Below are 24,786 nucleotides of genomic sequence, written 5' to 3'. Positions count from 1 at the left end.
TAAATCCATTTAAAGACATAATAATATCCATATCATGCTTTTTAGGATCAATATCTATTCCAAAATGCGTTGTTTACACTCCCGCGGACTGGCGTTATCGAATTCGTCCCGCAGAAGAAACCGGAGGGAACATGCCAGTCTCGACGCCGAAGGGCAACACGCCAGAACGCACACCCACAGCCAGTGAGAAGGAAGCACTCGACTTTCACGCTCATGGTCGCCCCGGCAAGCTGGAAATCAATCCCACCAAGCCAATGACCACGCAGCGCGACCTTTCGCTGGCCTATTCCCCGGGCGTCGCAGTACCCGTCAAGGCAATCGCGGAAAATCCCGCCACCGCCTATGATTATACCGCCAAGGGCAATCTGGTTGCGGTCATTTCCAACGGCACCGCCATTCTGGGCCTTGGCAATCTTGGCGCGCTGGCTTCCAAGCCTGTAATGGAAGGCAAGGCCGTCCTTTTCAAGCGCTTTGCGGATGTCGATTCCATTGATCTGGAAGTCGATACCACGAATATTGATGAATTCATCAATGCGGTGCGCTATCTCGGCCCATCGTTCGGCGGCATCAATCTCGAAGACATCAAGGCTCCGGATTGCTTCATCATCGAACAGCGTCTGCGCGAAGTGATGGATATTCCGGTTTTCCATGATGACCAGCATGGCACGGCAATCATTGCCGCCGCTGGCATGATCAATGCGCTGCACCTGACGGGCCGCGACATCAAGAATACCAAGCTTGTCTGCAATGGTGCTGGCTCGGCAGGCATTGCCTGTATTGAACTGATCAAGGCCATCGGCTTCCCGTCCGAAAACGTAACCCTCTGCGACACCAAGGGCGTCGTCTATCAGGGTCGCGAAGAAGGGATGAACCAGTGGAAGTCGGCCCATGCCATCAAGACGTCCAAGCGCACGCTCGAAGACGCGATGAAAGATGCTGACATCTTCTTCGGCGTTTCGGCAAAAGGCGCGCTGACCAAGGAAATGGTGCGCTCAATGGCACCAAATCCGATCATCTTCGCCATGGCCAATCCGGACCCGGAAGTGACCCCAGAAGACGTAGCGGAAGTGCGTGATGATGCCATCGTTGCCACCGGCCGTTCGGACTATCCGAACCAGGTCAACAACGTGCTGGGCTTCCCGTATATTTTCCGTGGCGCACTCGATGTGCGTGCCACCACGATCAATGACGAAATGAAGATTGCAGCGGTTTACGCAATCGCAGAACTGGCCCGCGAAGACGTGCCGGATGATGTGGTGGCCGCCTATCAGGGCAGCCGTCCGCGCTTTGGTCCGCAATATATCATTCCGGTTCCGTTCGATCCGCGTCTGCTCGCAACCGTTTCGGCGGCGGTGGCCAAGGCCGCGATGGAAACAGGTGTCGCCGGGCGCGCAATTGAAGACATCGAAGCCTATAAGCAGGAACTGCTCGCCCGCCGCGATCCGATTGCCTCCACGCTGCGCGGCATTTACGAGCGCGTGCGCCGTCAGCCAAAGCGCATCGTCTTTGCCGAAGGTGAAGAAGAGCCAACCATGCGTGCGGCTGTTTCCTACGTCAATCAGGGGCTTGGCACTGCCATTCTGGTTGGGCGCGAAGAGCGTGTTGCCGAAACCGCCAAGGAAGCTGGTCTTGATCTTAATCGTCCGGGCATTGAAATCATCAATGCGCGTCTGTCGAGCCGCAACGCGGTCTATGCCGACTATCTCTATGCGAAACTTCAGCGCAAAGGCTATTTGACGCGCGATTGCCACCGCCTGATCAACAATGACCGCAATCATTTTGCGGCCTGTATGGTTGCCCTTGGCGATGCGGATGGCATGGTAACGGGCATCACCCGTAACTATGCAACCGGTCTTGAAGATGTGCGTCGCGTGATTGATTCAAAGCCGGGTCATCGTCTGGTCGGTGTCTCCATTGCGCTCTGTCGTGGCCGCACGGTGTTTATCGCCGACACTGCTGTTCACGAAAAGCCAACGGCTGAAGAACTGGCTGACATTGCGGTGGAAGCCGCGGGCATGGCACGCCGGATGGGCTATGTGCCACGTGTTGCACTCACCGCCTTTTCGACCTTTGGCCATATGGGTGGCGAAAGCTCGGCGCGCATTCAGGAAGCGGTTCGCATTCTCAACACCCGTCATGTCGATTTCGAATTTGATGGCGAAATGAGCGCGGATGTTGCTCTCAACCCGAAACTGATGGACCAGTATCCATTCATCCGCCTGTCGGGCCCTGCCAATGTCATCGTCACGCCAGACAATCACTCGGCATCGATTGCAGCCAATATGCTTCAGGAACTGGGTGGCGCGACCATCATCGGCCCTCTGCTGGTCGGCCTCGACAAACCAGCGCAGATCGTGAGCATTGGCGCAAAAGATACCGACATCGTCAATATGGCAGCGATTACCGCCTATAATGCCGGTAACTGAAACAGCGAAAGGCCGGGCAATGCCCGGCCCCTTCTTTTGAATATTCATACAATTTAAAACCGGCTATAGGATAGTTCCGTCATCGCAAGTCCCTTCCCCAAAGCCGGACATACAAGCCGCATGAGCGCACACGACCTGAAGCTTGAAGAAATCGTCAATCCCGAAGCCCTTCGCCGCAAGCTCAATGAGCTGGCGGATTCAGCCGATGAAAGCTATCAAAGCCTGCCTGTTCGTAAGGTTGTGCTTCATGCGCTCAAAGACGCTCTGATCCGCGGTCGCGCCAATGCTGAAAGCCTGCTGATGAAAGATGGCGGCGGCACGCTCTGCGCGCGGCGCCTGTCTTATCTCATGGATACGCTGATCAGCGTGCTGTTTGAGTTTGCCAGCACCAAAGCCTATCCGATGACGAACCCATCCAAAGCCGAAAACATGGCGATTGTCGCCGTTGGTGGCTATGGGCGCGGCGGACTTGCTCCCGGCTCCGACATCGATCTTTTGTTTCTGCTACCCTATAAGCAGACGCCATGGGGCGAGCAGGTCGCCGAATATATGCTCTATATGCTGTGGGATATGGGCCTGAAAGTCGGCCATTCCACGCGCAATATCGATGAATGCATCCGCCTTTCGCGCGAAGACATGACGATCCGCACCGCCATTCTGGATGCGCGTTTCATCATCGGCAATCGCGATCTGTTCAATGCGCTCAACACGCGTTTTGATGAAGAAGTGGTCAAAGATACCGGCCCTGAATTCATTCAGGCCAAGCTTGCCGAACGCGACAATCGCCACAAAAAGGCAGGTGAAACCCGCTATCTGGTCGAACCAAACGTCAAGGAAGGCAAAGGCGGCCTGCGCGATCTGCATACATTGTTCTGGATCGCCAAATATTTCTACCGTGTCAAAAGCAAGGAAGAACTGGTCAAGCTTGGCGTGCTTTCACGCGCAGAACTCAAGCTGTTCAACAAGGCAGAAGATTTCCTCTGGGCGGTGCGCTGCCATATGCATTTTGCGACGCTCAAGGCAGAAGAACGCCTGTCCTTCGACATTCAGCCGGAAATCGCGCAGCGTCTGGGCTATACCGCCCATCCTGGCCAGAACTATGTCGAGCGCTTCATGAAGCATTACTTCCTGGTCGCCAAGGATGTCGGCGATTTGACGCGCATTCTTTGTGCGGCGCTGGAAGAGGAACAGGCCAAGCACGTGCCGGGCTTTAACCGCATCTTCCTTACCTTCTCACGCCGCAAGCGTAAACTTGCCGGAAGCAATGATTTTGTCTCAGAAAACCATCGCATTAACATTGCCGATGCCGATGTGTTCAAACGCGATCGGGTCAATATCATTCGGATTTTTCATCTGGCAGACAAGCTGGGACTGGAGTTCCATCCTGATGCCATGCAGCAGCTCACCCGCTCGCTGAAACTGATCAATGCCGAGTTGCGCGAAAACCCGGAAGCCAACAAGCTGTTTCTAGAAGTGCTGACCTCGCCGCGCAATCCAGAACTCATCCTGCGGCGCATGAATGAATCCGGCGTGCTTGGTAAATTCATCCCGGATTTTGGCAAGATCGTCGCGATGATGCAATTCAACATGTATCATCACTATACGGTCGATGAACATCTTCTGCGCTGTATAGCCGTGCTTTCCGAGATTGAACATGGCGAGTTGGAAAACGAGCATCCGCTGGCCAATCATCTCGTCAGCGCCATGCGGCGGGATCGCGTCGTGCTGTATGTCGCTTTACTCCTGCATGATATTGCCAAGGGCAGACCTGAAGATCATTCTATCGCCGGTGCCCGCATTGCACGCAGGCTCTGCCCGCGTTTTGGCCTGTCCGCGTCCGAAACAAAAACCGTAGAATGGCTGGTGCGCGAACATCTAACCATGAGCATGGTTGCACAATCGCGCGATCTCAATGACCGCAAGACGATTGTCGATTTTGCCGATACCGTGCAGACAATGGAACGGCTCAGGCTGCTTCTGATCCTCACTGTTTGCGACATCAAGGGTGTTGGCCCCGGTGTGTGGAATGGCTGGAAAGGCCAGCTTCTGCGCACACTTTTTTACGAAACAGAACTGGTGCTGACAGGGGGCTTCTCGGAACTCCCGCGCGCAGACCGTGACCGGCAGGCGCGCGCGGCTTTGGCTGAAAAGCTTGCCGACTGGCCAGAAGCCGAGCGCGATGCCTATCTTGGCCTGCATTACACCAATTATTTCCTGACCGTCAGCCTCGACGATCAGGTGCGCCATGCGCATTTCATCCGCGAAACAGATCGCAATGGTCGCGTCCTTGCCACGATGGCCAAACCACACACATTTGAGGCAGTGACGGAAATTACCGTCCTTGCACCCGACCATCCACGCCTTCTGTCGATTATCACCGGTGCCTGCGCGGCGGCTGGCGGCAATATTGTCGACGCGCAGATTTTCACCACCGGCGATGGACGCGCGCTTGATACGATCCTGATCAGCCGCGAATTCGATACCGACGAAGACGAACGCCGCCGTGCGGAGCGGGTTGGCAAGGTGATCGAAGATGTGCTGTCCGGCAAAGCTCATCTGCCGGATGTGCTGGCCAAACGCACAAAGCCCAAGAGGGGCACCAAAGCCTTCAAAGTCGAGCCGCATGTGGAGATTAACAACACACTCTCCGACAAATTCACTGTTGTCGAAGTGGAAGGTCTTGACCGGCCCGGTCTTTTATCGGAACTGACTGGCCTTATTTCCGACTTGTCACTGGATATTGCTTCAGCCCACATCACCACCTTTGGCGAGAAGGTCATCGATAGTTTCTATGTCACGGATCTCGTGGGACACAAAATTTCAAACGCAACGCGTCAGGGCAATATCAGGCGCAAGCTTATTGCCGTGCTTAGCGGCGAAAACACCGCCAAGACCAACGGTCGCGCAGCAGCATAGGTTTTTTAGTCAATGAGTTTGGTCAAGAAATTCGCAACCGTTGCGTCTGGCACGCTGATGAGCCGCATTTTCGGCTTCACGCGTGAAATGTTCATGGCGGCAGCGCTTGGCACCGGACCGGTTGCGGATGCGTTCAATGCGGCTTTCCGTTTCCCGAACACATTTCGCCGATTGTTTGCCGAAGGCGCATTCAACGCCGCCTTCGTGCCGCTTTTTGCCAAGGAAATCGAAAAAAACGGCATGGATGGCGCGCGCCGCTTTTCCGAAGAAGTGTTCGGCGTTCTGTTCACGGTGCTGCTTTTCATCACCATCGTCATGGAAATCTCCATGCCATTTATCGTGCGCACGGTCATTGCGCCGGGCTTCACCGATGATCCGGTAAAATTCGACAATACGGTGCGGCTGGCGATCATCATGTTTCCCTATCTCGCCTGTATGTCGCTGGCTTCGATGATGGCAGGTATGCTCAATTCGCTGCATCGCTATTTTGCAGCAGCCGTAGCTCCAGTCTTTCTCAACATCATCCTGATTGCTGTTCTGGCTTTCGCATGGTGGCAGGGCTATGACGCGCTGGCTGTCGGCTATGCGCTTTCGTGGGGGGTGATGGCGGCGGGGCTTGTGCAGCTTGCCATTGTCTGGATCGATGTGCGCGTTGCTGGCATCAAAATCGGCTTTCGTCGTCCGCGCCTCACACCCGGTGTCAAACGACTGCTGGTGCTCGCACTTCCTGCCGCTATTACCGGCGGCATCACGCAGATCAATCTGCTGATCAACACCAATATTGCGTCAGGCATGGAAGGGGCTGTCTCGTCACTTGTCTATGCTGATCGCATTTATCAGTTGCCGCTTGGCGTGGTGGGCATTGCGGTTGCAACCGTGCTTCTGCCGGAATTGTCGCGCGCGTTGCGCGGCGGGCATATGCAGGAGGCCGCAAACCTACAAAATCGCTCGGTCGAGTTCACGCTGTTTCTCACGCTTCCCGCAGCAGCAGCCCTTTTGGTGATGTCGGAACCAATCGTTCGACTGCTGTTTGAACGCGGGCAGTTCAGTGCGGAATCGACACTTGTCGTCTCCAATATTCTGGCAATTTATGGCATCGGCCTGCCTGCCTATGTGCTGATCAAAGCTTTTATTCCGGGCTTCTTTGCCCGCGAAGATACCCGAACGCCGATGATCTTCGCAGCCATTTCGGTTGCTGTGAACATCACACTTGCGATCACGCTGTTTTCGCGCATGGGGCCGAGCGGCATCGCCATTGCAGAAATCACCGCAGGCTGGGTGAATGCAGCGCTTTTGTTTGCAACGCTGGTGAAGCGCGGTCATTGGGGCAATGATGTTGCGCTTCTCACGCGTATTCCACGCCTGTTGATTGCAGCCGCTGTCATGGCTTTGGGCATTCATTTTTCTCTTGGCTATTTTGCCCATGAGTTGTCATCGGCATCGTCTTTTGGCGTGCGCGCCGGAACTGTCGCGGCAATGGTTGCAGGCGCCATGGTCGTCTACTTTAGTCTGGCCTTCGGACTGGGCGGCGCGAACACGGCTATGATCCGTCGCGGCATCAAGCGTGGTGGCACAAAGAAACAGTCTGACAATCAAGAATAATTGCCTTGAAAGGCAATCACAGCTCTGCGAAAACACCGCATCATAATAAATACCCTTCGCTCTCCACCGGCGAAGGCCAACATCAGGATCATATCATGAGCACGTTTAAGCCGCTTGTCTTCTCCGGCGTTCAACCGACCGGAAACCTTCACCTTGGTAATTATCTGGGTGCCATCAAGCGGTGGGTCGAGGTGCAGGAAACACAGGAATGCATTTATTGCGTGGTCGATATGCACGCGCTGACCGTCTCACCCGATCCGCTCGAACTCATTCAGTCAACACGCGAAGTCACGGCTGCCTTCCTTGCCGCCGGTATCGACCCCAAGCGTAGCATCGTTTTCAACCAGAGCCGCGTGATGCAGCACGCCGAGCTTGCATGGGTGTTCAACTGCGTGGCGCGCATCGGCTGGATGAGCCGCATGACGCAGTTCAAGGACAAGGCTGGCAAGGATCGCGAAAATGCTTCGCTCGGCCTCTTCGCTTATCCAAGCCTGATGGCGGCTGACATTCTGCTTTATCGCGCAACGCATGTGCCTGTGGGCGAAGATCAGAAACAGCATCTGGAGCTGACGCGCGACATCGCCCAAAAATTCAACAATGATTATTCCGACCGCATCGCGTCACTCGGTATCGGCGTGGATATGCAGGTGGGAGACGAGCAGGTTTCCGGCTTCTTCCCGCTGACCGAGCCGATGATTTCGGGTCCGGCCATGCGCATCATGTCGCTGCGCGATGGCACCAAGAAGATGTCGAAATCTGATCCGTCGGATCTGTCGCGCATCAATCTGATTGATGACGAAGACACCATCAACAAGAAGGTCCGCAAGGCCAAGACCGACTCGGAAGGCTTGCCTTCGGAAATTGATGGCCTGGCCGGACGGCCGGAAGCGGACAACCTTGTCGGTATCTATGCAGCCCTTTCTTCAAAGTCGAAGGAAGACATTCTGGGTGAATTCGGTGGACGTCAGTTCTCCGAATTTAAATCAGCTCTTGCTGATCTGGCTGTTTCAAAACTATCGCCAATCACCCATGAAATGCGTCGTCTGGTGGCTGATCCTGCCTATATCGACAGTGTTCTGAAAGATGGTGGCGAACGCGCAAGAACGGTTGCAGAAACCAATATGCGTCATGTGCGCGACATCATCGGCTGGCTGCAAGACTGATAAATATGACGTGTAATATTCTGACGTCGCCTGCTTGCAGGCGACGTCTTAGAATGCCACATTATCGCCATGGTATCAAAACGACTTAGCCGGGAAGCCGGTCACCGCCGCAAGTTTCTTGCCGTGATTGACGAGACGCCTGAATGCGGGCGTGCCGTTGCTTATGCCGCGCGCCGCGCCAAAAACTCAAATGGCGCGTTGGTCATGCTTTTTGTCATCGACAATTCCGATTTTCAACAAATCCTGGGCGTTGGCGAAATTATGCGTGCTGAAGCTGAAGAACGTGCACGCTCGACGCTTGAAAAATTCGCAGCCAAAGTGCGTGAAGAACAGGGCATTGAGCCGGAGCTGATCATCCGCGAAGGGTTGATCAGTGATGAATTGCCTAGCCTCATTGAAGAAGATCAAGACATAGCCATTCTTGTGCTGGCGGCAGGTTCCGGCAAAGACGGCCCCGGCCCTCTCGTCCAGTCTATTGCCAATCGCGCCCAGTTCCAGATCCCTGTGACCGTCATTCCATCCAGTCTTTCCGATGAAGACATTGATGCGGTGACCTAATCACCCTATATTGATGATAGATTATGTAGGACCGTTCTTGGCAAAATCTGCCTTTACGCCTATCCATGTTTACGAAAAATTTCAGACAGTGAAAGCGGAGAACGACGATGTTCATCCAGACCGAGACTACACCAAACCCGGCAACCCTCAAGTTTCTGCCGGGTAAAGTGGTCATGCCAGAGGGTACTGCGGATTTCCGCGATGCCGCAAGCGCAGGCAATACATCGCCGCTTGCAGCCAAGCTGTTCGCAGTTCCGGGCGTCACCGGCGTTTTCTTTGGTTATGATTTTATCACAGTCACCAAGGAAGACGGCGAATGGCAGCATCTGAAACCGGCTATTCTGGGCACGATCATGGAACATTTCATGTCGGGCGCAGCTGCCATGGCTGGCAATGCCGGTGCAGCCGCCGGGGATGCTCATGATGAAGAAGAATTCTTCGATGAAGCCGATGTTGAGATCGTTGAAACGATCAAGGAGCTGATCGAAACCCGCGTCCGCCCGGCTGTGGCACAGGATGGCGGCGATATCACCTTCCGCGGTTTTGAAAACGGGACCGTGTTTTTGCACATGAAGGGTGCATGCTCCGGTTGCCCGTCATCGACGGCGACGCTCAAGCACGGCATTCAGAACCTTCTGCGCCATTTCGTACCGGAAGTGCAGCAGGTCGAGCAGATTTAAGTCTTTATAACTGCTAACGAAAAGGCCGCTTTTCAGCGGCCTTTTTATATCTTATCTTATCGGACGATAACCTTGGCTCCTTGTTCGGCACGCTCATAAAGATCTAGAATATCCTGATTCATCATGCGAACGCAGCCTGATGACATCGCCTTGCCGATCGACCACCATTCCGGCGTTCCATGAATACGATAGCCGGTGTCGCCGCTCTTATTGTAGAGATAAAGCGCACGTGCACCCAGCGGGTTCTTGAGACCGGGTTGCATGCCGTTGCGATATTTCGCCAGCTCCGGCTGACGCTTGATCATAGCCGCTGGTGGCGTCCATGTCGGCCATTCACGCTTCATGGCAACACGCGCTGTTCCCGACCAGCCGAAGCCTTCGCGACCCACGCCGATGCCGTAACGCATCGCTTTGCCATCCGGCTGCACCAGATAAAGGAACTTCTCGCCCGTATCGATGATAATCGTGCCCGGCGCTTCGTTGGTCTGATATTTGACGATCTGGCGACGATATTGCTGCGGGATTTTTTCATTCGGAATGGCGGGAATTGTATAACCAGCATCGCTGACCGACGAATAGGATGCCGTATAGAATGTGCCACCAACAGTGGAACAGCCGGCGAGCATTCCGCCCAGAAGCAGCGTTGCGGCCAGTTGCAAGACGCGAGACTTCATGAATTTCCCCCAGACCAAAATAGCAAAAACACGAGCGCATTGCTCTCTTGGTCGCAAATATGCGGGAGGATTCTTAACCAGCCGTTAACCGTGATTTAAAAATTTATGAGCAGCCTCTTTTTTGCCATTTTCCTCGCGGTTGTGTTTTGTGTTTGCCCGACACGCGGGCAGGAGCGCACAATACAGCCATGCCAATCGTGATTCCCCACAAAACCCACCCGCTTTCCGATGGAAGGCAATCTGAAAACGCGATGCTCGTGCGTCGCGGTGTACAACGCCTGTTTCTGGACATGGGATTGGCAACGCTGCCCGAATTGCCACTTGCTTCAGGACGGCGTGCTGATCTGATCGCTGTCAGTCGCAAAAGCGAAATCTGGATTGTTGAGATTAAATCATCCATCGAAGACTGGAAGGCAGATCGGAAATGGCCGGACTATCGCGCCTATTGCGACCGGCTGTTTTTTGCGACACATCCATCTGTGCCACGCGACATCTTCCCGGACGATTGCGGCTTTATCTTATCGGATGGTTATGGGGCTGAAATTCTACGCGATGCGCCGGAACACAAGCTTCCCGGCGCGACCCGCAAGGCGCTGATGCTGCGCTTCGCACGAGCGGGTGCTGCACGCCTGACGATAGCAGAGCTTGCAGGTCTCAATGTCCCCGAGACAGACATTGATTAACCCAACTGACTAGCGCGGCGCGCGCTTGGCCAGAATCCGCTGCAAAGTACGGCGATGCATATTGAGACGGCGCGCCGTTTCGGAAACATTGCGCTCACACATTTCATAAACGCGTTGAATATGTTCCCAGCGAACCCGGTCGGCAGACATCGGATTTTCCGGTGGCGCGACTTTTTCGCCCGGACGCCGGGTCAGAGCCGCGAAAACCTCATCGGCATCGGCAGGCTTGGAAAGATAGTCGATTGCACCAAGCTTCACTGCGTTCACAGCCGTCGCGATATTGCCATAGCCGGTCAACACGATTGCACGCGTATCGGTGCGGCGCGAACGAATGGCTTCGATGACATCAAGGCCATTTCCATCGCCAAGGCGCATGTCGACCACAGCATAAGCGGGTGCTGCGGCTTTCGCTGCAGCAATACCTTCTTCAACCGATTCTGCAGTCGTCACCTGAAAGCCACGGCCTTCCATGGCACGCGCCAGACGCTGCAAGAAAGGCTTGTCATCATCAACCAGAAGGAGGGTGGGATCGTTGCCAATGGCTTCGGTGTCTTCCTGCTTCAAGTCTTCCATGGGTGCTTCCTGCCTGTATTTTTATTCCCTTATTGATACCCCTGCGTCAAAAAGTCAAATAGCCATTGAATTGTTGAGGCAATCCGAACAAAAAAATGCCATATTAGAGGCAGGCAAATCCTTGTATTTACACGTGCTTTTGAAGCAAAGACTCAAAGATCAAAACAGCCTTTTCTTTTTATATAAAAGAAATTCACGGCGCAGGTTTATAGAATATTGAATGGTTTCATTGGCTTACAATGAAGGCGGCGCGTGGCCAAACCACCTTCACTTCCGCACCCTGTCCCGGATTCTTGCGGTTTCTGAAGCTGATCTGCGCGCCCGAACGCTCCAGCAAGGTTTTCGCAATAAATAGCCCCAGACCAAGTCCGCCACCGCCATTATGCGTGCTGTCGCGACTGGTCATGTAGGGCTCACCGATTCGGTCAAGAATTTCCGGCTTGAACCCTTCGCCATCATCTTCGATGGTCACTGTCACATGAGCGTCGGTCCAACCCCAGGTCACGCTCACCTTGTCGCTTGCAAAATCGACGGCATTTTCCACCAGATTGCCAAGTCCATAAAGCAGACCCGGGTTGCGACGCACAACCGGTTCAGGCTTGGGTCCATCAATCTTTGTAACCTCAAGCGCAACACCAAAGTTGCGATGCGGCTCAATCACTTCCTCGATCAGCGACGAGAACGGCAAACGTGACATATGTTCTTCATTTTCCGAAGACAGGCTGGTCAGTCGCTGCAAAATTTCGCGACAGCGCGCTGCCTGCGATTGCAGCAACGCAATATCTTCCGCCAATGCGGGGTCGCTATCGGGCTTTTTTGCATAGGTGCGCTGCATTTCCTTGACCACAAGTGTGATGGTGGCAAGGGGTGTTCCCAGTTCATGGGCGGCAGCAGCGGCAAGCCCGTCAAGCGCGGTCAGATGCTGCTCACGCTGGAGTATGAGTTCCGTTGCCGTCAAAGCGTCGCCTAACTGTCGGGTTTCTTCGGCGATGCGATAGGCGTAGACGCCGGTAAAGCCCAGCGCCGAAATGATGGCGCACCAGATGCCGCCCACAAAAAGAAACGGCAAAACCAGTGTTTCACCCGGATACCAGGGCAAAGGGCGGTGATGCATCAACAAAAACGTGGTGCAAAAAACCACCAGCAATGCCAGCGCCAAGGTATGCCTGACCGAAAGCGATGTCGCCGAGATAATGACAGGCGCAATCATCAAAATGATAAACGGGTTCTGCAAACCACCGGTGAGATAAAGCAGCCCCGCCAATTGCAGAATATCGAAAGCCAGCACCAGACTTGCAGCATCGGGATTGAGCCGATGATTGTTTGGAAAGCGAAAAGCCAGATAGAGATTGAGCCAGGCTGAAGATGAAATCAAGGCGAGGCAAATGCTGATTGCGAAGCTGAATTGCAGATAAAGCGCCACGAACAAAACTGCCGCTGTCTGCCCCGCAATAGCCAACCAGCGCAAACGCACCAATGTAGTCAGACGTGGCCTGCGTGAGAGATTGGAAGCGCGATTATCGAATTCTGCGTGCATAGCCACTCCCAGACATTCCAGAAAATGTGAAACAGTTTTGTGCTCAAAAATACCGATCAAAAAAGCTGACGAGAACAAAACCGCTTTTGGCTTCTTATGCGACAGCGCAAATATTCATGCAAGCAGAACTGTGTCATCCAGTCGCAGCTTAACAAGCAATGACGGATACCCCTTAGTTTACTGGGCTTTAAGCGCAATCACGTTGCCTTCAGGGCGCGCCCAGATAAATTGTGTCAATTTTGTGAATAATTTATAACACCCAATAACAAGCGTAGGAGGGCACGCATGGTTATCTTCAGGGGGAAGATATCATCAGGCTTGGGCAGGCATTCAGAGCTTGTTATTCCGGGTAAGAAAAAACTTTTGAATGCACCTAGCGACTGGCCGGATCGGTTTGCTTCCGGCTCATTGAATGTGCAGATCGTGGAATATCCACCCATTCTGCGAAGCCATCGCAAACAGCTAAAGGCGCTGGATCGCGGCCTCGTTCCACCGAGCATCGTTATCCCACAGCACGAAATTGCGAACAACAGCCTGCGGCGCAAGCTTTTCAAGCCGCGCCGCGGCACAGGGCAGGCTTGGCGGGCCACGCTTCACGCGCATTCCCATTCCATGAATGTGTGGGTTTTCCGGCGTATCGGATCGCATATGCACGATTGCCTTGAGCTGATCTCAGAAAAGCGTATCCGTGAAAGCCTCAACATCCGCGATCAGGATGAGGTTCACGTGGTTCTGCATTCTTGATCGTCATCAAGTGCCGCGCGGTTTTGCTCTGCGCGTCGCTTGCGCATTGGCCGGATCTTCCGGCCAGACATGACGCGGATAGCGACCACGCATGTCGGTGCGCACATCGGCCCATGAGCCAGCCCAGAAGCCCGGAAGATCGCGCGTGATCTGGATTGGTCGATGGGCAGGCGAAAGCAGCTCCAGCAGGAGCGGTACTTTGCCATTGGCAATGGCCGGGTGAATGCTCAACCCGAATAACTCCTGTACACGAACGGCCAGGATCGGCTCATCCGCATCATAACGGATCGGAATATTCGAGCCGGTCGGCACCTCAAAATGCGTCGGTGCCAGCTGATCGACGCTGCGTTGCAGGTCAAACGGCACAAGGCTCATCAAACCGTTTTTCAGCACATGCGCCGGGATGCGGTCGAGTTGCGCCTCGCCTGTGAGAAATGGCAGCAACCAGTCATCAAGACGTTCAACAAGATTGTCGTCATCCATCGATGGCCATGGATCGCCAAGCCCGCGATAAAGCCAGCCGAGACGACGGCGCAGAATTTCGGCTTCTTTGCCCCATGGCAGAATCTGCAAACCATGCTCGCGCACGGCAGCGATGACGCCCTCATCAGCAACCGCACCCGAAGGCGCAGCCAATGGCTTCTCCGACAAAGCAATCGCGCCGATGCGCACGGCTTCACGCGCACGCAGCGCGTTCTTGTCCGCATCATAGACGATCTGTCGTCCGCTCTCGATCTTATTGCCGAGGGCTGCACGGATTTCCGTCTCTGACACTTCTGCCGCAGACAAGATACGCGCACGGCCTGCTTTACCCGACATATCGGCCACCACCAGCCATTGCGCACGGCTGAGGCTGATCGCTGGATCGACTTCGCCACCACGCCCATTGGCCAGCAGAAATTGCCCCGTTGCGCCACGCGCCTTAGCGATACGGTCTGGATAGGCGTCAATCAACATACGACCAACACTTGAACCTGCTGCTTCGCCTTTGTTGGGCACATTGGTTGTCAGTCGCTTCGCGAGATTTTTTGCGCGGTGCGCGCGATCAGAACGATCATTGCGGAACCGCGACATGCGCGTATCGAGATCGGTTTCATTGCCACCAAGACCACGCTCGGTCAAAAGCATGGCGAGTTCTGCTGCCCGCAAAGCCTCGCCGCGTTTTCCCGCTTCCGCCACCATATGCGCCAGACGCGCAGGGAGTGCCAGTGAGCGCATGGCCTCGCCATCGGCGGTTAGGCGTCCGTCATCATCCAGCGCACCAAGCCGCACGAGCAGCGCTTTGGCTTCTTTGAGCGCGGGTGCGGGTGGCTTATCGAGCAGCGACAAAGTTGCTGGATCGGTCACGCCCCAAGCAGCCGCATCAAGCACAAGGCCGGAAAGATCGGCCTCCAGAATTTCGGGCGGCGAGAAAGCAGGGAGTGACGCCGTTTGACCCTGATGCCAGAGGCGAATAGCGATGCCCGGCTCGGTACGACCGGCGCGACCAGCCCGCTGATCAGCACTTGCGCGTGACGTGCGCACCGTCTCAAGACGCGTGAGGCCCGTAGCAGGTTCGTATTTTGGCAGGCGGGCAAGGCCAGAATCGATCACCACCCGAACCCCATCGATGGTGATGGAGGTTTCGGCAATGGATGTTGCCAGCACGACCTTGCGGAAACCTGTGGGCGCTGGCTTGATTGCCGCATCCTGATCTCGGCCCTCCATTGCGCCATAAAGCGGCGCGAGAATGATATTGGCAGGCAGGAATTTTTCCAGGCTTGCTGCGGTGCGTTCGATCTCGCCCTGACCGGGAAGGAAAGCGAGAATGCTGCCCGTTTCGTCCGCCAGCGCTTCACGGATGGCGCTTACCATCGCATCTTCAATGCGCTGATCCGGCTTGCGCTCGCGGTGGCGAATATCGACAGGAAACGCGCGACCTTCGCTCTCAATAATCGGCGCATCACCTAAAAGTGAGGCTACCCGCGCACCATCCAGCGTTGCCGACATGACGAGTATCTTGAGGTCATCACGCAGAGCGGTCTGCACATCAAGCGCCAGCGCCAGACCAAAATCAGCATCAAGGCTACGCTCGTGAAACTCATCAAACAGGACTGCGGCGACACCTTTAAGATCGGGATCATCAAGGATCATGCGTGCGAAAACGCCCTCGGTAACGACGAGGATTTTGGTCTTGGCCGAGACCTTGCTTTCAAGGCGCATACGATAGCCGACCGTTTCGCCCAGCTCTTCACCCAAGATCTGCGCCATACGGCGGGCGCTCGCGCGTGCTGCCAGTCGGCGCGGCTCAAGCAGCACAATCATGCCATCGCCGCGCCAGCTTGCATTTAAAAAATGCAGTGGCACCAGCGTTGTCTTACCCGCGCCGGGAGGGGCAACCAGAACTGCACTTGCATCATTGGCAAAAGCGGCATCCAGTTGCGGCAGAATGCGGATAACGGGAAGATCGGGCAGACTCGTCAAATGAAATTCCGTATTATAAAGGCGTTGCTTTGGTGCTTATCACACAAGGAGCGACGATGATCCATATCCGAAAATCCAAACCTGCCGACGCCCCTGCCCTTACGGCTATCTGGCGCGCAAGCGTGCTGGCAACGCACGATTTTCTCAGCCGTGAAGATTTCGATGAGATCGAAAAGCTGGTCGGCGAACAATATCTGCCAAATGTGGAAGTCGATGTTATCGAGGATGAGGGCAAACCGGTCGGCTTCATGGGCATGACCGATAACAATATCGACAGCCTGTTCATTTCGCCCGATCAGCGCGGCAAGGGTATTGGCAAACATATGATTGCGCACGCGAAAAAACGCGGCACGCTAACCGTTGATGTGAACGAGCAGAACACGCAAGGCTTAGGCTTTTATCGCCATGTGGGTTTTGTCGAAACAGGTCGTTCGGAAACGGATGATCAGGGACGCCCTTATCCGCTGTTGCATCTCAAGCTTGAGGCTTACAGCAGCTCCAGTTAAGATTGAACCGCTGTAACTGTTTGTTTTTACGCATTATCCGATGCAAAACCACTTCGCACTTTTGCTGGAAATGCTATAAAATCCGGGCCACGCCAATTGCTGAGAAAACCATGCTCACAAAAGGCAATTCGGGAGCAATTGACATACTCCCCTATAGTATATAGGCTTCGTGAAAATCGGGAGATTCCATGCCGCATTCACCGGAAGACAAGAAGCGCGCTTTGACGCGCCTGCGCCGTATTAAAGGGCAGGCCGAGGCGCTGGAGCGTGCGGTGGAAGAAGGTACGGAATGTGCGGCCCTTTTGCAGCAGATTGCAGCAATGCGCGGGGCTGCCAACGGATTGATGGCGGAAGTGCTGGAAAGCCATTTTCGCGAGACATTCGGAAAAGCACGCGAAACGATAGCGCAAAATGCTGTGGCTGATCCCGATGCAGAGATCGACGAAATCATGCGGATTTTGCGCACTTATCTGAAATAGGTCGCACGGAAAAAAGGATTGCAAACATGAAATCACGCGCAGCCGTTGCCTGGGAGGCAAAAAAGCCGCTCACCATCGAAACCGTTGAAATCGGTGGCCCACGCGCTGGCGAAGTGCTGGTCGAAATCATGGCGACCGGCGTTTGCCATACCGACGCCTACACGCTTTCCGGTCTTGATTCAGAAGGCAAGTTTCCGGCAATCCTAGGCCATGAAGGTGCTGGCATTGTGCGCGAAGTGGGTGCCGGTGTGACCTCGGTCAAACCGGGCGATCACGTGATCCCGCTTTACACGCCGGAATGCCGCCAGTGCAAAACCTGCCTGTCGCAGCGTTCGAACCTATGCACCTCGATCCGCGCAACGCAGGGTCAGGGCCTGATGCCAGACCGCACCACCCGCTTTTCATGCGACGGCGGCGAAGTGTTCCATTATATGGGCTGCTCGACCTTCTCGAACTTCACCGTTCTGCCGGAAATCGCAGTTGCCAAGGTTCGCGAAGACGCGCCTTTTGACAAAATCTGCTATATTGGTTGCGGCGTCACCACCGGCATTGGCGCGGTTATTTACACGGCAAAAGTTCGTCCGGGTTCCAATGTTGTTGTGTTCGGTCTTGGCGGCATTGGCCTCAATGTCATTCAGGGCGCGCGCATGGTTGGTGCAGACAAGATCATTGGTGTGGACATCAATCCATCCAAGGTGGAAATGGCCAAGAAATTCGGCATGACCGACTTTATCAACCCGCGCGAAATCGGCAATGACAAGGTCGTGCAAGCCATTCAAGACCTGACGGACGGCGGCGCCGATTATTCGTTCGATGCCACCGGCAACACCGATGTCATGCGTCAGGCGCTGGAATGCTGCCATCGCGGCTGGGGTGAATCGATCATCATCGGCGTGGCCGAAGCCGGCAAGGAAATCGCGACACGTCCATTCCAGCTCGTCACCGGACGCGTCTGGAAGGGTACGGCGTTTGGCGGCGCACGCGGTCGTACCGACGTGCCGAAAATCGTTGACTGGTACATGGAAGGCAAGATCGACATCGACAGCCTCATCACCCACACCATGCCGCTTGATGAGATCAACACGGCGTTTGATCTGATGCATGAAGGCAAGTCCATCCGCTCGGTGATTGTGTACTGATGGGTGAAAAGCGTTTCATTTCCCATTGGGATGAAATCGACCAGCTGACCCCGCGCGCGCTTTATGCGATGCTGAAGCTGCGCGTGGACGTTTTTGTGGTGGAGCAGAATTGCCCATACCCCGAAATCGACGGCAAGGATTACGACGCGTTTCACTTACGCATTCTCGATGGTGAAGAACTTGCAGCAAGTTTGCGGGTTCTGCCGCCAGAGAAGGATGGCAAGCCGGTGAAAATCGGACGTGTCGTCGTGGCGCGGGATTATCGTGGTTACAAGCTTGGTCAGCGGCTGATGAAAGAGGCGATTGTCTTTGCACAGGCGCGTTTTCCGGGCATTGCCATCGAGCTTGGCGGACAGAGCCATTTGCAGAAATTCTATGGCTCATTCGGCTTTGTCGCTGTTTCGGAAGAATATCTCGAAGACGGTATTCCGCATGTCGACATGCGGCTTACACCACAGGAAAGTGCCGCCTGATGCTTTTGCTACACCGCCATATGTCCTTTTATCTGGCAGCCATTGGCGGTGCGGCAATCTTCATTATTGCCTGGCTTTTAAACAGTCCGCTCGCCCCGGTCATCGGGGCCAACTGTTTCTTTGTGCTCTATCTCGTTCTGGCGCTTGTGGCTTTACCCAAGCTCACAGCGTCCTATCTTAAAAAACATGCAGCAATAGCGGATGAGCCTACCTGGATCATTTTTCTGGTGACTTTTGCCACCGTTGTTGTGGCGATCGTGTCGCTGTTCGTTCTGATCAATCAGAAACCCCAAGCCGATCTGTTTTCGCTGATTATGACGCTTGCCGCGGTACCGCTGGGATGGTGCACAATCCACATGATGACGGCGATTCACTACGCTCATATGTTTTGGCAACCAACAGAACCCGCCGGAAAAGATTCAGCCCATGCCAGCCGCGTGAAAGGTGGATTTGCATTTCCTGAGACGCCCGCGCCATCCGGCTGGGATTTCGCCTATTACGCCTTCACCATCGGCATGACGGCACAGACTTCCGACACCAATGTCACGACGACCGCGATGCGAAAAGTAACGCTTCTGCACAGCGTCGTTTCATTCTTTTTCAATACGGTCCTTGTCGCGGCGACGGTGAATGTGGTCGTGGCGCTTGGGAGTTAGGATTATTCATGGAAACGATCTCAACTGCAAAATGCTTTGGTGGAACACAGGGCGTCTATCGTCATAAAAGCGAAACCAATCAGTGCGAAATGACCTTTGCCGTTTTCCTGCCGCCACAGGCCAAGGACGGTCCGGTGCCTGTGCTGTGGTATCTCTCCGGCCTCACCTGCACGCATCAGAATGTAATGGACAAGGGTGAATATCGGCAAATGGCTTCCGAATTGGGAATTGCCGTTATTTGCCCGGATACCAGCCCACGCGGTGAAGATGTCCCTGACGAGCCGCAGAACTGGCAGTTTGGCAAAGGTGCTGGCTTTTATGTCGATGCCACGCAGGAGCCTTTTGCCAAGAACTATCAGATGTATAGCTACATCACCAAGGAGCTGACCGAGCTGGTGGCACAAGAATTCCCGCTCGACATGGCGCGTCAGGCCATCACCGGCCATTCGATGGGCGGACATGGTGCATTAACGATTGCGTTGAAAAATCCTGAGCGCTTCAAATCTGCATCTGCTTTCGCTCCCATCGTGCAGCCTTCAACAGCCGACTGGTCAAAGCCTGCGCTTGAAAAATATCTCGGTTCTGAAAAACGCGCATGGCGCGCCTATGACGCGACGTTGCTGATTGAGGATGGCGCGCGCTTTTCAGAATTTCTGATCGATCAGGGAACCGCAGATGGTTTTCTCGATGAAGGTCTGCGTCCTTGGCTATTGGAAGAAGTCTGCAAGAAAGCTGGCATCCCACTCACGCTCAATATGCGCGAAGGCTATGACCATTCCTATTTCTTCATCTCGTCCTTCATGGATGAGCATCTCCAATGGCATTCCAAACATCTTGGCCGTTAAAAATTGGCGATGTGCGTTGGTAAGCCCGCTGTTAAGTTGACTGACAAACGCATCGCTATGACAGGAGCGCCAGGATGAAGGATAAAGTTGTCACGGTAGGTGCCATGCTGGTCAATGACGAGCGAAAAATTCTGATGGGCCTGCGCTCACCGTGGAAGAAGGCGTGGCCCAATCATTGGGATGCGCCGGGAGGTCATGTTGAGCCCGGTGAAACACTGGAACAGGCGCTGGTTCGGGAGATGGGCGAAGAACTCGGCATTCGTCCAACGCAGTTTCAGAAGATCGGCGCAGTGGATGAGAAAAGGCCGGACCTATACGGCGATTCCATCAGCCATATTTATCAGATTACGGAATGGGACGGTGGCGAACCGCGAAACGTTTGCGATGAACATTCTGAGCTTGGATGGTTCAGTCCCGATGACCTTGAAAGCCTCAGTAATTTGGCTGATCCCGAATATCCGCGTCTTGCCCGGATCGCCATTGGCGTCGCCTAACGCCTCACCACCTTCATCGGCAGACCGCCCTGTGGCTGGGTTGTGAGTTTCTGCACCGGCCATGGCTTTGTCGTCTCCAGCACGTCGAAACGACGGCCATCAAGCAAGGTTGCAAGCGCGATAACCGCCTCCTGAAGCGCGAAGCTTGCACCGATGCAGACCCGCGGACCTGCACCAAATGGCAGATATTGAAAGCGATCAAGTTTGTCGCGGTTTTCGGGCCAGAAGCGTTCAGGCATGAAGGCATCCGGCTGATCCCAGTAAAGCCTGTGACGGTGGATCACCCACGGCATCACCAGAACAGCCGTTCCCTTGGCAATTTTCAAATCTCCATAGGTGTCATCCGTTGCGGCCTCGCGGTTGATTGACGGCGCTGGCGGATAAAGCCGCATTGCTTCTTCAAAAGCTGCACGCGTCAGCGGCAATTTTGCCAGCCACTCCTGCGGCGGCAGATCATGTCCACCACCTGCAAAAAATGCATCGATCTCAGCCTCAACACGCGCGCGTTCCTGCGGTGCCTTGGCGAGCAAATAGAGCGTCCAGCCAAGCGCACGGGCCGTGGTCTCATGCCCCGCCCCAATGAAAGTGATGATGTTATCTTCAATTTCCGAGCGACTCAAACCGTCCCGTCCCTCGGCGCGCAAAAGCAAGGTCAGGAAATCATTCGGAACGTCTTCGCCTTTATCCATGCGTGTTTTGCGCAAGGCGATTGTATCAGAAACCAGTTCGCGGAAGAAACTCAGCGATTTGTTGCCGCGTAATCGCGTGAAGCGTGGCAGCCATTCGGGCAAGCCAAGAAGATCAAATGGATCGACGCGGCCCATGGTTTCAAAAAGCTTGTCGATCTGGCGGGCGAAATCATTCGGATCACCGGCAATTTCGCCGGAGAATAACGTTTCCGCGAGAATGTCATAGGTGAGCAGCGTCATGTCGTGCGCGACATCGGTGATGATGCCGTTGGTCTTGTAACGCTCGACAAACTGGCGGGAGCGATCGCGCATGGCGAGCGCAAAACCGCCGATATGACGCGGGGTAAAGACCGGCGCCATTGCCTTGCGCGAGCGCTTCCAGACTTGGCCCTCGGCAGTCAGCAATCCATCGCGCAGAAGCGGGCGGAGCACGCGCTGGCGGATGGCAGACATTGGATAGTTTGCAGCATTATCGACCAGCACATGACGGATGAGGCCGGGATCATTGGCTATGATGGTTTTGATACCCAGCCAGCTTACAGAAACCCAAGGTTCGTTATAGGAAGGCTCACCCCACAATTCGAGCGGGTTCTTGTAAACCACACGCATCATCTCGAAGCGCCCAACCGGCTTTTCGCGCGGGCGCGGTGCGGGCGGCACGAAAGGGCTGGCGGCTTTTTTCATCGCAATTTTGCTTTCCATGACGTGCTCCTCGTGTCGAGAATGTCCCCGTCAGATAAGCATATAAGGGGCAATTGTGGCACTTCCAGAGATTGCGCACCACCCTGACGCTTCATCCTGCACCAAATGAGTGGAATCCCCGGCAAATTTGACCCCAAAATTTGGAAAAATCGCCGTTAACGCCTATATTAAAGCCATGTTTGTCGTGTGATTCGACAGGGTATTTGATGCTGCCATTGCAGCAGGCTTTAAGGCTGCATTCGCGGCGCATTTTCGAAAGATTTTCATGAGCGAGACTCCAGAGATGAATTCCGAAGCCCCCGCCGAATATGGCGCGGATTCCATTCGTGTTCTGAAAGGCCTCGACGCAGTTCGCAAGCGTCCGGGCATGTATATTGGTGATACGGATGACGGCTCAGGCCTGCATCACATGGTCTATGAAGTCGTGGACAACGCCATTGACGAAGCGCTGGCGGGACATGCAACGCTTGTCACCGTCACACTCAATGCCGATGGCTCCTGCACCGTAACCGATAACGGTCGCGGCATTCCGACTGACATTCACAAGGAAGAAGGCGTTTCGGCTGCCGAAGTCATTATGACCCAGCTCCATGCTGGCGGTAAGTTCGACCAGAATTCCTATAAGGTTTCCGGTGGTCTGCACGGCGTTGGCGTCTCGGTTGTGAACGCGCTTTCAATCTGGCTGAGATTGAAAATCCGCCGCGCTGGCAAAATTCACGAAATGGCCTTCACACATGGCGTTGCCGATGCGCCGCTCATCGTTACCGGTGATGCTGGCAGCGATACAGGCACCGAAGTAAGCTTCCTGCCCTCGCCTGAAACATTCACCATGGTTGATTTTGACTATGACACGCTGGAGCGTCGTCTGCGTGAATTGGCATTCCTGAATTCCGGTGTGCGCATCCTGCTTTCTGATCGCCGCCATGCCGACGTCAAGGAGCAGGAACTGCACTATGACGGTGGTGTTGTTGAGTTCGTGAAATATATCGACCAGAGCAAGAAATCGCTTCTGGAAACACCGATTTATATCAAAAGCGAAAAAGACGGTATGACCGTTGAAGTCGCGATGTGGTGGAATGATTCCTACCACGAAAAGGTGCTGTGCTTCACCAACAACATTCCACAGCGCGATGGTGGCACCCATCTGGCCGGTTTCCGCGGCGCACTGACACGTCAGGTGACGGGCTATGCGGATTCGTCCGGCATGACCAAGAAGGAAAAGGTCAGCCTGACCGGCGATGATTGCCGTGAAGGTCTGACCGCCGTTCTTTCGGTCAAGGTTCCCGATCCAAAATTCTCGTCGCAGACCAAGGACAAGCTGGTTTCCTCGGAAGTGCGTCCAGTGGTGGAAAGCCTCGTCAATGAAGCGCTTTCAACCTGGCTGGAAGAGCACCCATCCGGCGGCAAGATCATTGTTGAAAAGGTTATTCAGGCAGCCGCCGCTCGCGAAGCAGCCCGCAAGGCACGCGACATCACCCGCAAAAGCAATCTGAGCGTGACGTCGCTTCCCGGCAAGCTGGCCGACTGTCAGGAACGTGATCCTGCAAAGTCAGAAATCTTCATCGTCGAGGGTGATTCCGCTGGCGGTTCCGCAAAGAGCGGTCGTTCGCGCCAGAATCAGGCGATTCTGCCGCTGCGCGGTAAGATCCTCAATGTGGAACGCGTGCGCTTTGACCGCATGATCTCGTCCGATCAGGTCGGCACACTGATCACAGCGCTTGGCACGTCGATCGGCAAGGATGAGGCGCACGGCTTCAATCCTGACAAGCTGCGCTACCACAAAATCATCATCATGACGGATGCTGACGTCGACGGTGCGCATATTCGGACGCTGCTGTTGACCTTCTTCTTCCGTCAGATGCCCGAGCTGATTGAACGCGGCCATATTTATATCGCACAGCCACCGCTCTATAAGGTGTCGCGCGGCAAGTCCTCGCAATATATCAAGAACGAAGCGGCCTTTGAGGATTTCCTCATCGAAACCGGTCTTGAAGAAGCGGCGCTTGCGATCAGCAGCGGCGAAGTCCGCGCCGGACCGGACCTTCGGTCGGTGGTTGATGATGCGCGCACGCTGCGTCAGCTTCTTTCGGGTCTGCATACGCGCTATGACCGCAGTGTCGTTGAACAGGCCGCGATTGCCGGCCTGCTCAACCCGAGTGCCAGCGCAAACGACACAACGTCGCACACTTCCGCAGATATCGTTGCCAAGCGCCTCGACATGATTTCGGAAGAAACCGAGCGTGGCTGGACGGCGCATGTCACCGAAGACGGCGGCTATCGCTTTGAGCGCATGGTGCGTGGTGTGAAGGATGTTGCCATTCTCGATATGGCCCTGCTCGGGTCTGCCGATGCCCGTCAGATCGACCGCGTGGCTTCGCGCCTATCGGAAATTTTTGCCGAACCGCCAGTTCTGCGCCGCAAGGACAAGTCGGAAACGCTTTCCGGCCCGATGGCGCTGCTGGACGCGATCTTCGCAACAGGCCGCAAGGGCCTGACGTTGCAGCGTTACAAAGGCTTGGGCGAAATGAACGCCGAACAGCTTTGGGAAACCACACTCGATCCAAATGTTCGTTCGCTGTTGCAGGTTAAGGTCAATGACGCGACCGATGCAGATTCGCTGTTCTCACGCCTGATGGGTGATGAAGTCGAGCCGCGCCGCGAGTTCATTCAGGAAAATGCACTCAGCGTTGCCAATCTGGACGTGTAGTTAAAAATAAAGCCCCGGAAGACAAAATCTTCCGGGGCTTTTTGCATATTGGATCAATGAAAAGGCCCCGCAAGCGG

At 54.8% G+C, this 24,786-nt stretch carries 21 protein-coding genes; 16 read left to right on the top strand and 5 right to left on the bottom strand.

The features are described 5' to 3' along the window. Positions 1 to 131: 131 nt before the first annotated feature. The 6 genes from OPR82_RS02040 (at position 132) to OPR82_RS02015 (ending at position 9,345) form a co-directional block, all read left to right on the top strand. Complete coding sequence (locus OPR82_RS02040) at positions 132 to 2,426, top strand: NADP-dependent malic enzyme (RefSeq protein WP_265982712.1); 2,295 nt, start codon at positions 132 to 134, stop codon at positions 2,424 to 2,426. Between the two features lie 120 nt (positions 2,427 to 2,546). Then, positions 2,547 to 5,342 (top strand): [protein-PII] uridylyltransferase, encoded by a 2,796-nt coding sequence (locus OPR82_RS02035; RefSeq protein WP_265982711.1) that lies wholly within the window; start codon positions 2,547 to 2,549, stop codon positions 5,340 to 5,342. Between the two features lie 12 nt (positions 5,343 to 5,354). After that, positions 5,355 to 6,944, top strand: a complete 1,590-nt coding sequence (murJ, locus tag OPR82_RS02030; protein WP_265982710.1) for a murein biosynthesis integral membrane protein MurJ — start codon at positions 5,355 to 5,357, stop codon at positions 6,942 to 6,944. Positions 6,945 to 7,039: 95 nt separating this feature from the next. Beyond that, complete coding sequence (gene trpS, locus OPR82_RS02025; protein WP_265982709.1) at positions 7,040 to 8,107, top strand: tryptophan--tRNA ligase; 1,068 nt, start codon at positions 7,040 to 7,042, stop codon at positions 8,105 to 8,107. A gap of 69 nt (positions 8,108 to 8,176) precedes the next feature. Then, positions 8,177 to 8,665: a universal stress protein gene (locus OPR82_RS02020; RefSeq protein WP_265982708.1), complete on the top strand. Its 489-nt coding sequence runs from the start codon at positions 8,177 to 8,179 to the stop codon at positions 8,663 to 8,665. A gap of 107 nt (positions 8,666 to 8,772) precedes the next feature. Beyond that, positions 8,773 to 9,345, top strand: a complete 573-nt coding sequence (locus OPR82_RS02015; protein WP_265982707.1) for a NifU family protein — start codon at positions 8,773 to 8,775, stop codon at positions 9,343 to 9,345. A gap of 56 nt (positions 9,346 to 9,401) precedes the next feature. Here OPR82_RS02015 and OPR82_RS02010 read toward each other — a convergent pair whose 3' ends face one another. Next, positions 9,402 to 10,019, bottom strand: a complete 618-nt coding sequence (locus tag OPR82_RS02010) for a L,D-transpeptidase (protein WP_265982706.1) — start codon at positions 10,017 to 10,019, stop codon at positions 9,402 to 9,404. A 188-nt stretch (positions 10,020 to 10,207) separates the two neighbouring features. Between OPR82_RS02010 and OPR82_RS02005 the strand changes: the two genes are divergently transcribed. Then, entirely contained in the window at positions 10,208 to 10,702 is a 495-nt protein-coding gene (locus tag OPR82_RS02005; protein WP_265982705.1) for an MmcB family DNA repair protein, read from the top strand. 9 nt (positions 10,703 to 10,711) lie between these two features. On the opposite strand, the gene regA is transcribed toward OPR82_RS02005, so the two are convergent. Both regA and OPR82_RS01995 read right to left on the bottom strand, forming a co-directional pair. Next, positions 10,712 to 11,275, bottom strand: coding sequence for a global response regulator transcription factor RegA (regA, locus tag OPR82_RS02000; protein WP_024898183.1), 564 nt, complete (start codon positions 11,273 to 11,275; stop codon positions 10,712 to 10,714). A 226-nt stretch (positions 11,276 to 11,501) separates the two neighbouring features. Further along, a complete protein-coding gene (locus tag OPR82_RS01995) occupies positions 11,502 to 12,812 on the bottom strand; it encodes an ActS/PrrB/RegB family redox-sensitive histidine kinase (RefSeq protein WP_265982704.1) in 1,311 nt (436 codons plus the stop codon). Positions 12,813 to 13,097: 285 nt separating this feature from the next. On the opposite strand from OPR82_RS01995, the gene OPR82_RS01990 reads away from it, so the two are divergent. Beyond that, positions 13,098 to 13,556 (top strand): DUF120 domain-containing protein, encoded by a 459-nt coding sequence (locus tag OPR82_RS01990; RefSeq protein ID WP_265982703.1) that lies wholly within the window; start codon positions 13,098 to 13,100, stop codon positions 13,554 to 13,556. A 6-nt stretch (positions 13,557 to 13,562) separates the two neighbouring features. Here the strand turns inward: OPR82_RS01990 and hrpB are convergent, their stop codons facing one another. Continuing rightward, entirely contained in the window at positions 13,563 to 16,019 is a 2,457-nt protein-coding gene (hrpB, locus tag OPR82_RS01985) for an ATP-dependent helicase HrpB (RefSeq protein ID WP_265982702.1), read from the bottom strand. Positions 16,020 to 16,075: 56 nt separating this feature from the next. On the opposite strand from hrpB, the gene OPR82_RS01980 reads away from it, so the two are divergent. From OPR82_RS01980 to OPR82_RS01950, 7 genes are all read left to right on the top strand, one after another. Continuing rightward, the gene (locus OPR82_RS01980; protein WP_265982701.1) at positions 16,076 to 16,525 is read left to right on the top strand and encodes an acetyltransferase; all 450 of its coding nucleotides are present in this window, start codon (positions 16,076 to 16,078) and stop codon (positions 16,523 to 16,525) included. A 188-nt stretch (positions 16,526 to 16,713) separates the two neighbouring features. Beyond that, positions 16,714 to 17,004 (top strand): metal/formaldehyde-sensitive transcriptional repressor, encoded by a 291-nt coding sequence (locus OPR82_RS01975; protein WP_265982700.1) that lies wholly within the window; start codon positions 16,714 to 16,716, stop codon positions 17,002 to 17,004. Between the two features lie 26 nt (positions 17,005 to 17,030). Continuing rightward, the gene (locus tag OPR82_RS01970; protein ID WP_187543493.1) at positions 17,031 to 18,143 is read left to right on the top strand and encodes an S-(hydroxymethyl)glutathione dehydrogenase/class III alcohol dehydrogenase; all 1,113 of its coding nucleotides are present in this window, start codon (positions 17,031 to 17,033) and stop codon (positions 18,141 to 18,143) included. Then, positions 18,143 to 18,616: a GNAT family N-acetyltransferase gene (locus OPR82_RS01965; RefSeq protein ID WP_265982699.1), complete on the top strand. Its 474-nt coding sequence runs from the start codon at positions 18,143 to 18,145 to the stop codon at positions 18,614 to 18,616. Before OPR82_RS01970 ends, OPR82_RS01965 begins: the two co-directional genes overlap by 1 nt. Beyond that, complete coding sequence (locus OPR82_RS01960) at positions 18,616 to 19,272, top strand: DUF1345 domain-containing protein (RefSeq protein ID WP_265982698.1); 657 nt, start codon at positions 18,616 to 18,618, stop codon at positions 19,270 to 19,272. The genes OPR82_RS01965 and OPR82_RS01960 overlap by 1 nt, the downstream gene beginning before the upstream one ends. A gap of 8 nt (positions 19,273 to 19,280) precedes the next feature. Beyond that, positions 19,281 to 20,117, top strand: a complete 837-nt coding sequence (gene fghA / locus OPR82_RS01955) for an S-formylglutathione hydrolase (RefSeq protein ID WP_265982697.1) — start codon at positions 19,281 to 19,283, stop codon at positions 20,115 to 20,117. 74 nt (positions 20,118 to 20,191) lie between these two features. Continuing rightward, the gene (locus OPR82_RS01950) at positions 20,192 to 20,611 is read left to right on the top strand and encodes an NUDIX hydrolase (protein WP_265982696.1); all 420 of its coding nucleotides are present in this window, start codon (positions 20,192 to 20,194) and stop codon (positions 20,609 to 20,611) included. On the opposite strand, the gene OPR82_RS01945 is transcribed toward OPR82_RS01950, so the two are convergent. Next, the gene (locus tag OPR82_RS01945) at positions 20,608 to 21,984 is read right to left on the bottom strand and encodes a cytochrome P450 (RefSeq protein ID WP_265983820.1); all 1,377 of its coding nucleotides are present in this window, start codon (positions 21,982 to 21,984) and stop codon (positions 20,608 to 20,610) included. The two genes, OPR82_RS01950 and OPR82_RS01945, sit on opposite strands and share 4 nt — an antisense overlap. A 283-nt stretch (positions 21,985 to 22,267) precedes the next feature. Between OPR82_RS01945 and gyrB the strand changes: the two genes are divergently transcribed. Continuing rightward, on the top strand, positions 22,268 to 24,709 hold the full coding sequence (gene gyrB, locus OPR82_RS01940; protein WP_265982695.1) for a DNA topoisomerase (ATP-hydrolyzing) subunit B: 2,442 nt from the start codon (positions 22,268 to 22,270) through the stop codon (positions 24,707 to 24,709). Positions 24,710 to 24,786: the final 77 nt, after the last annotated feature.

It is taken from the genome of Ochrobactrum chromiisoli, assembly GCF_026241335.1.
GTDB classification, from domain to species: Bacteria; Pseudomonadota; Alphaproteobacteria; order Rhizobiales; family Rhizobiaceae; genus Brucella; species Brucella chromiisoli.
The sequence above is the reverse complement of the archived record's forward strand: the minus strand, read 5'-3'. Positions and strand labels throughout refer to the sequence as shown.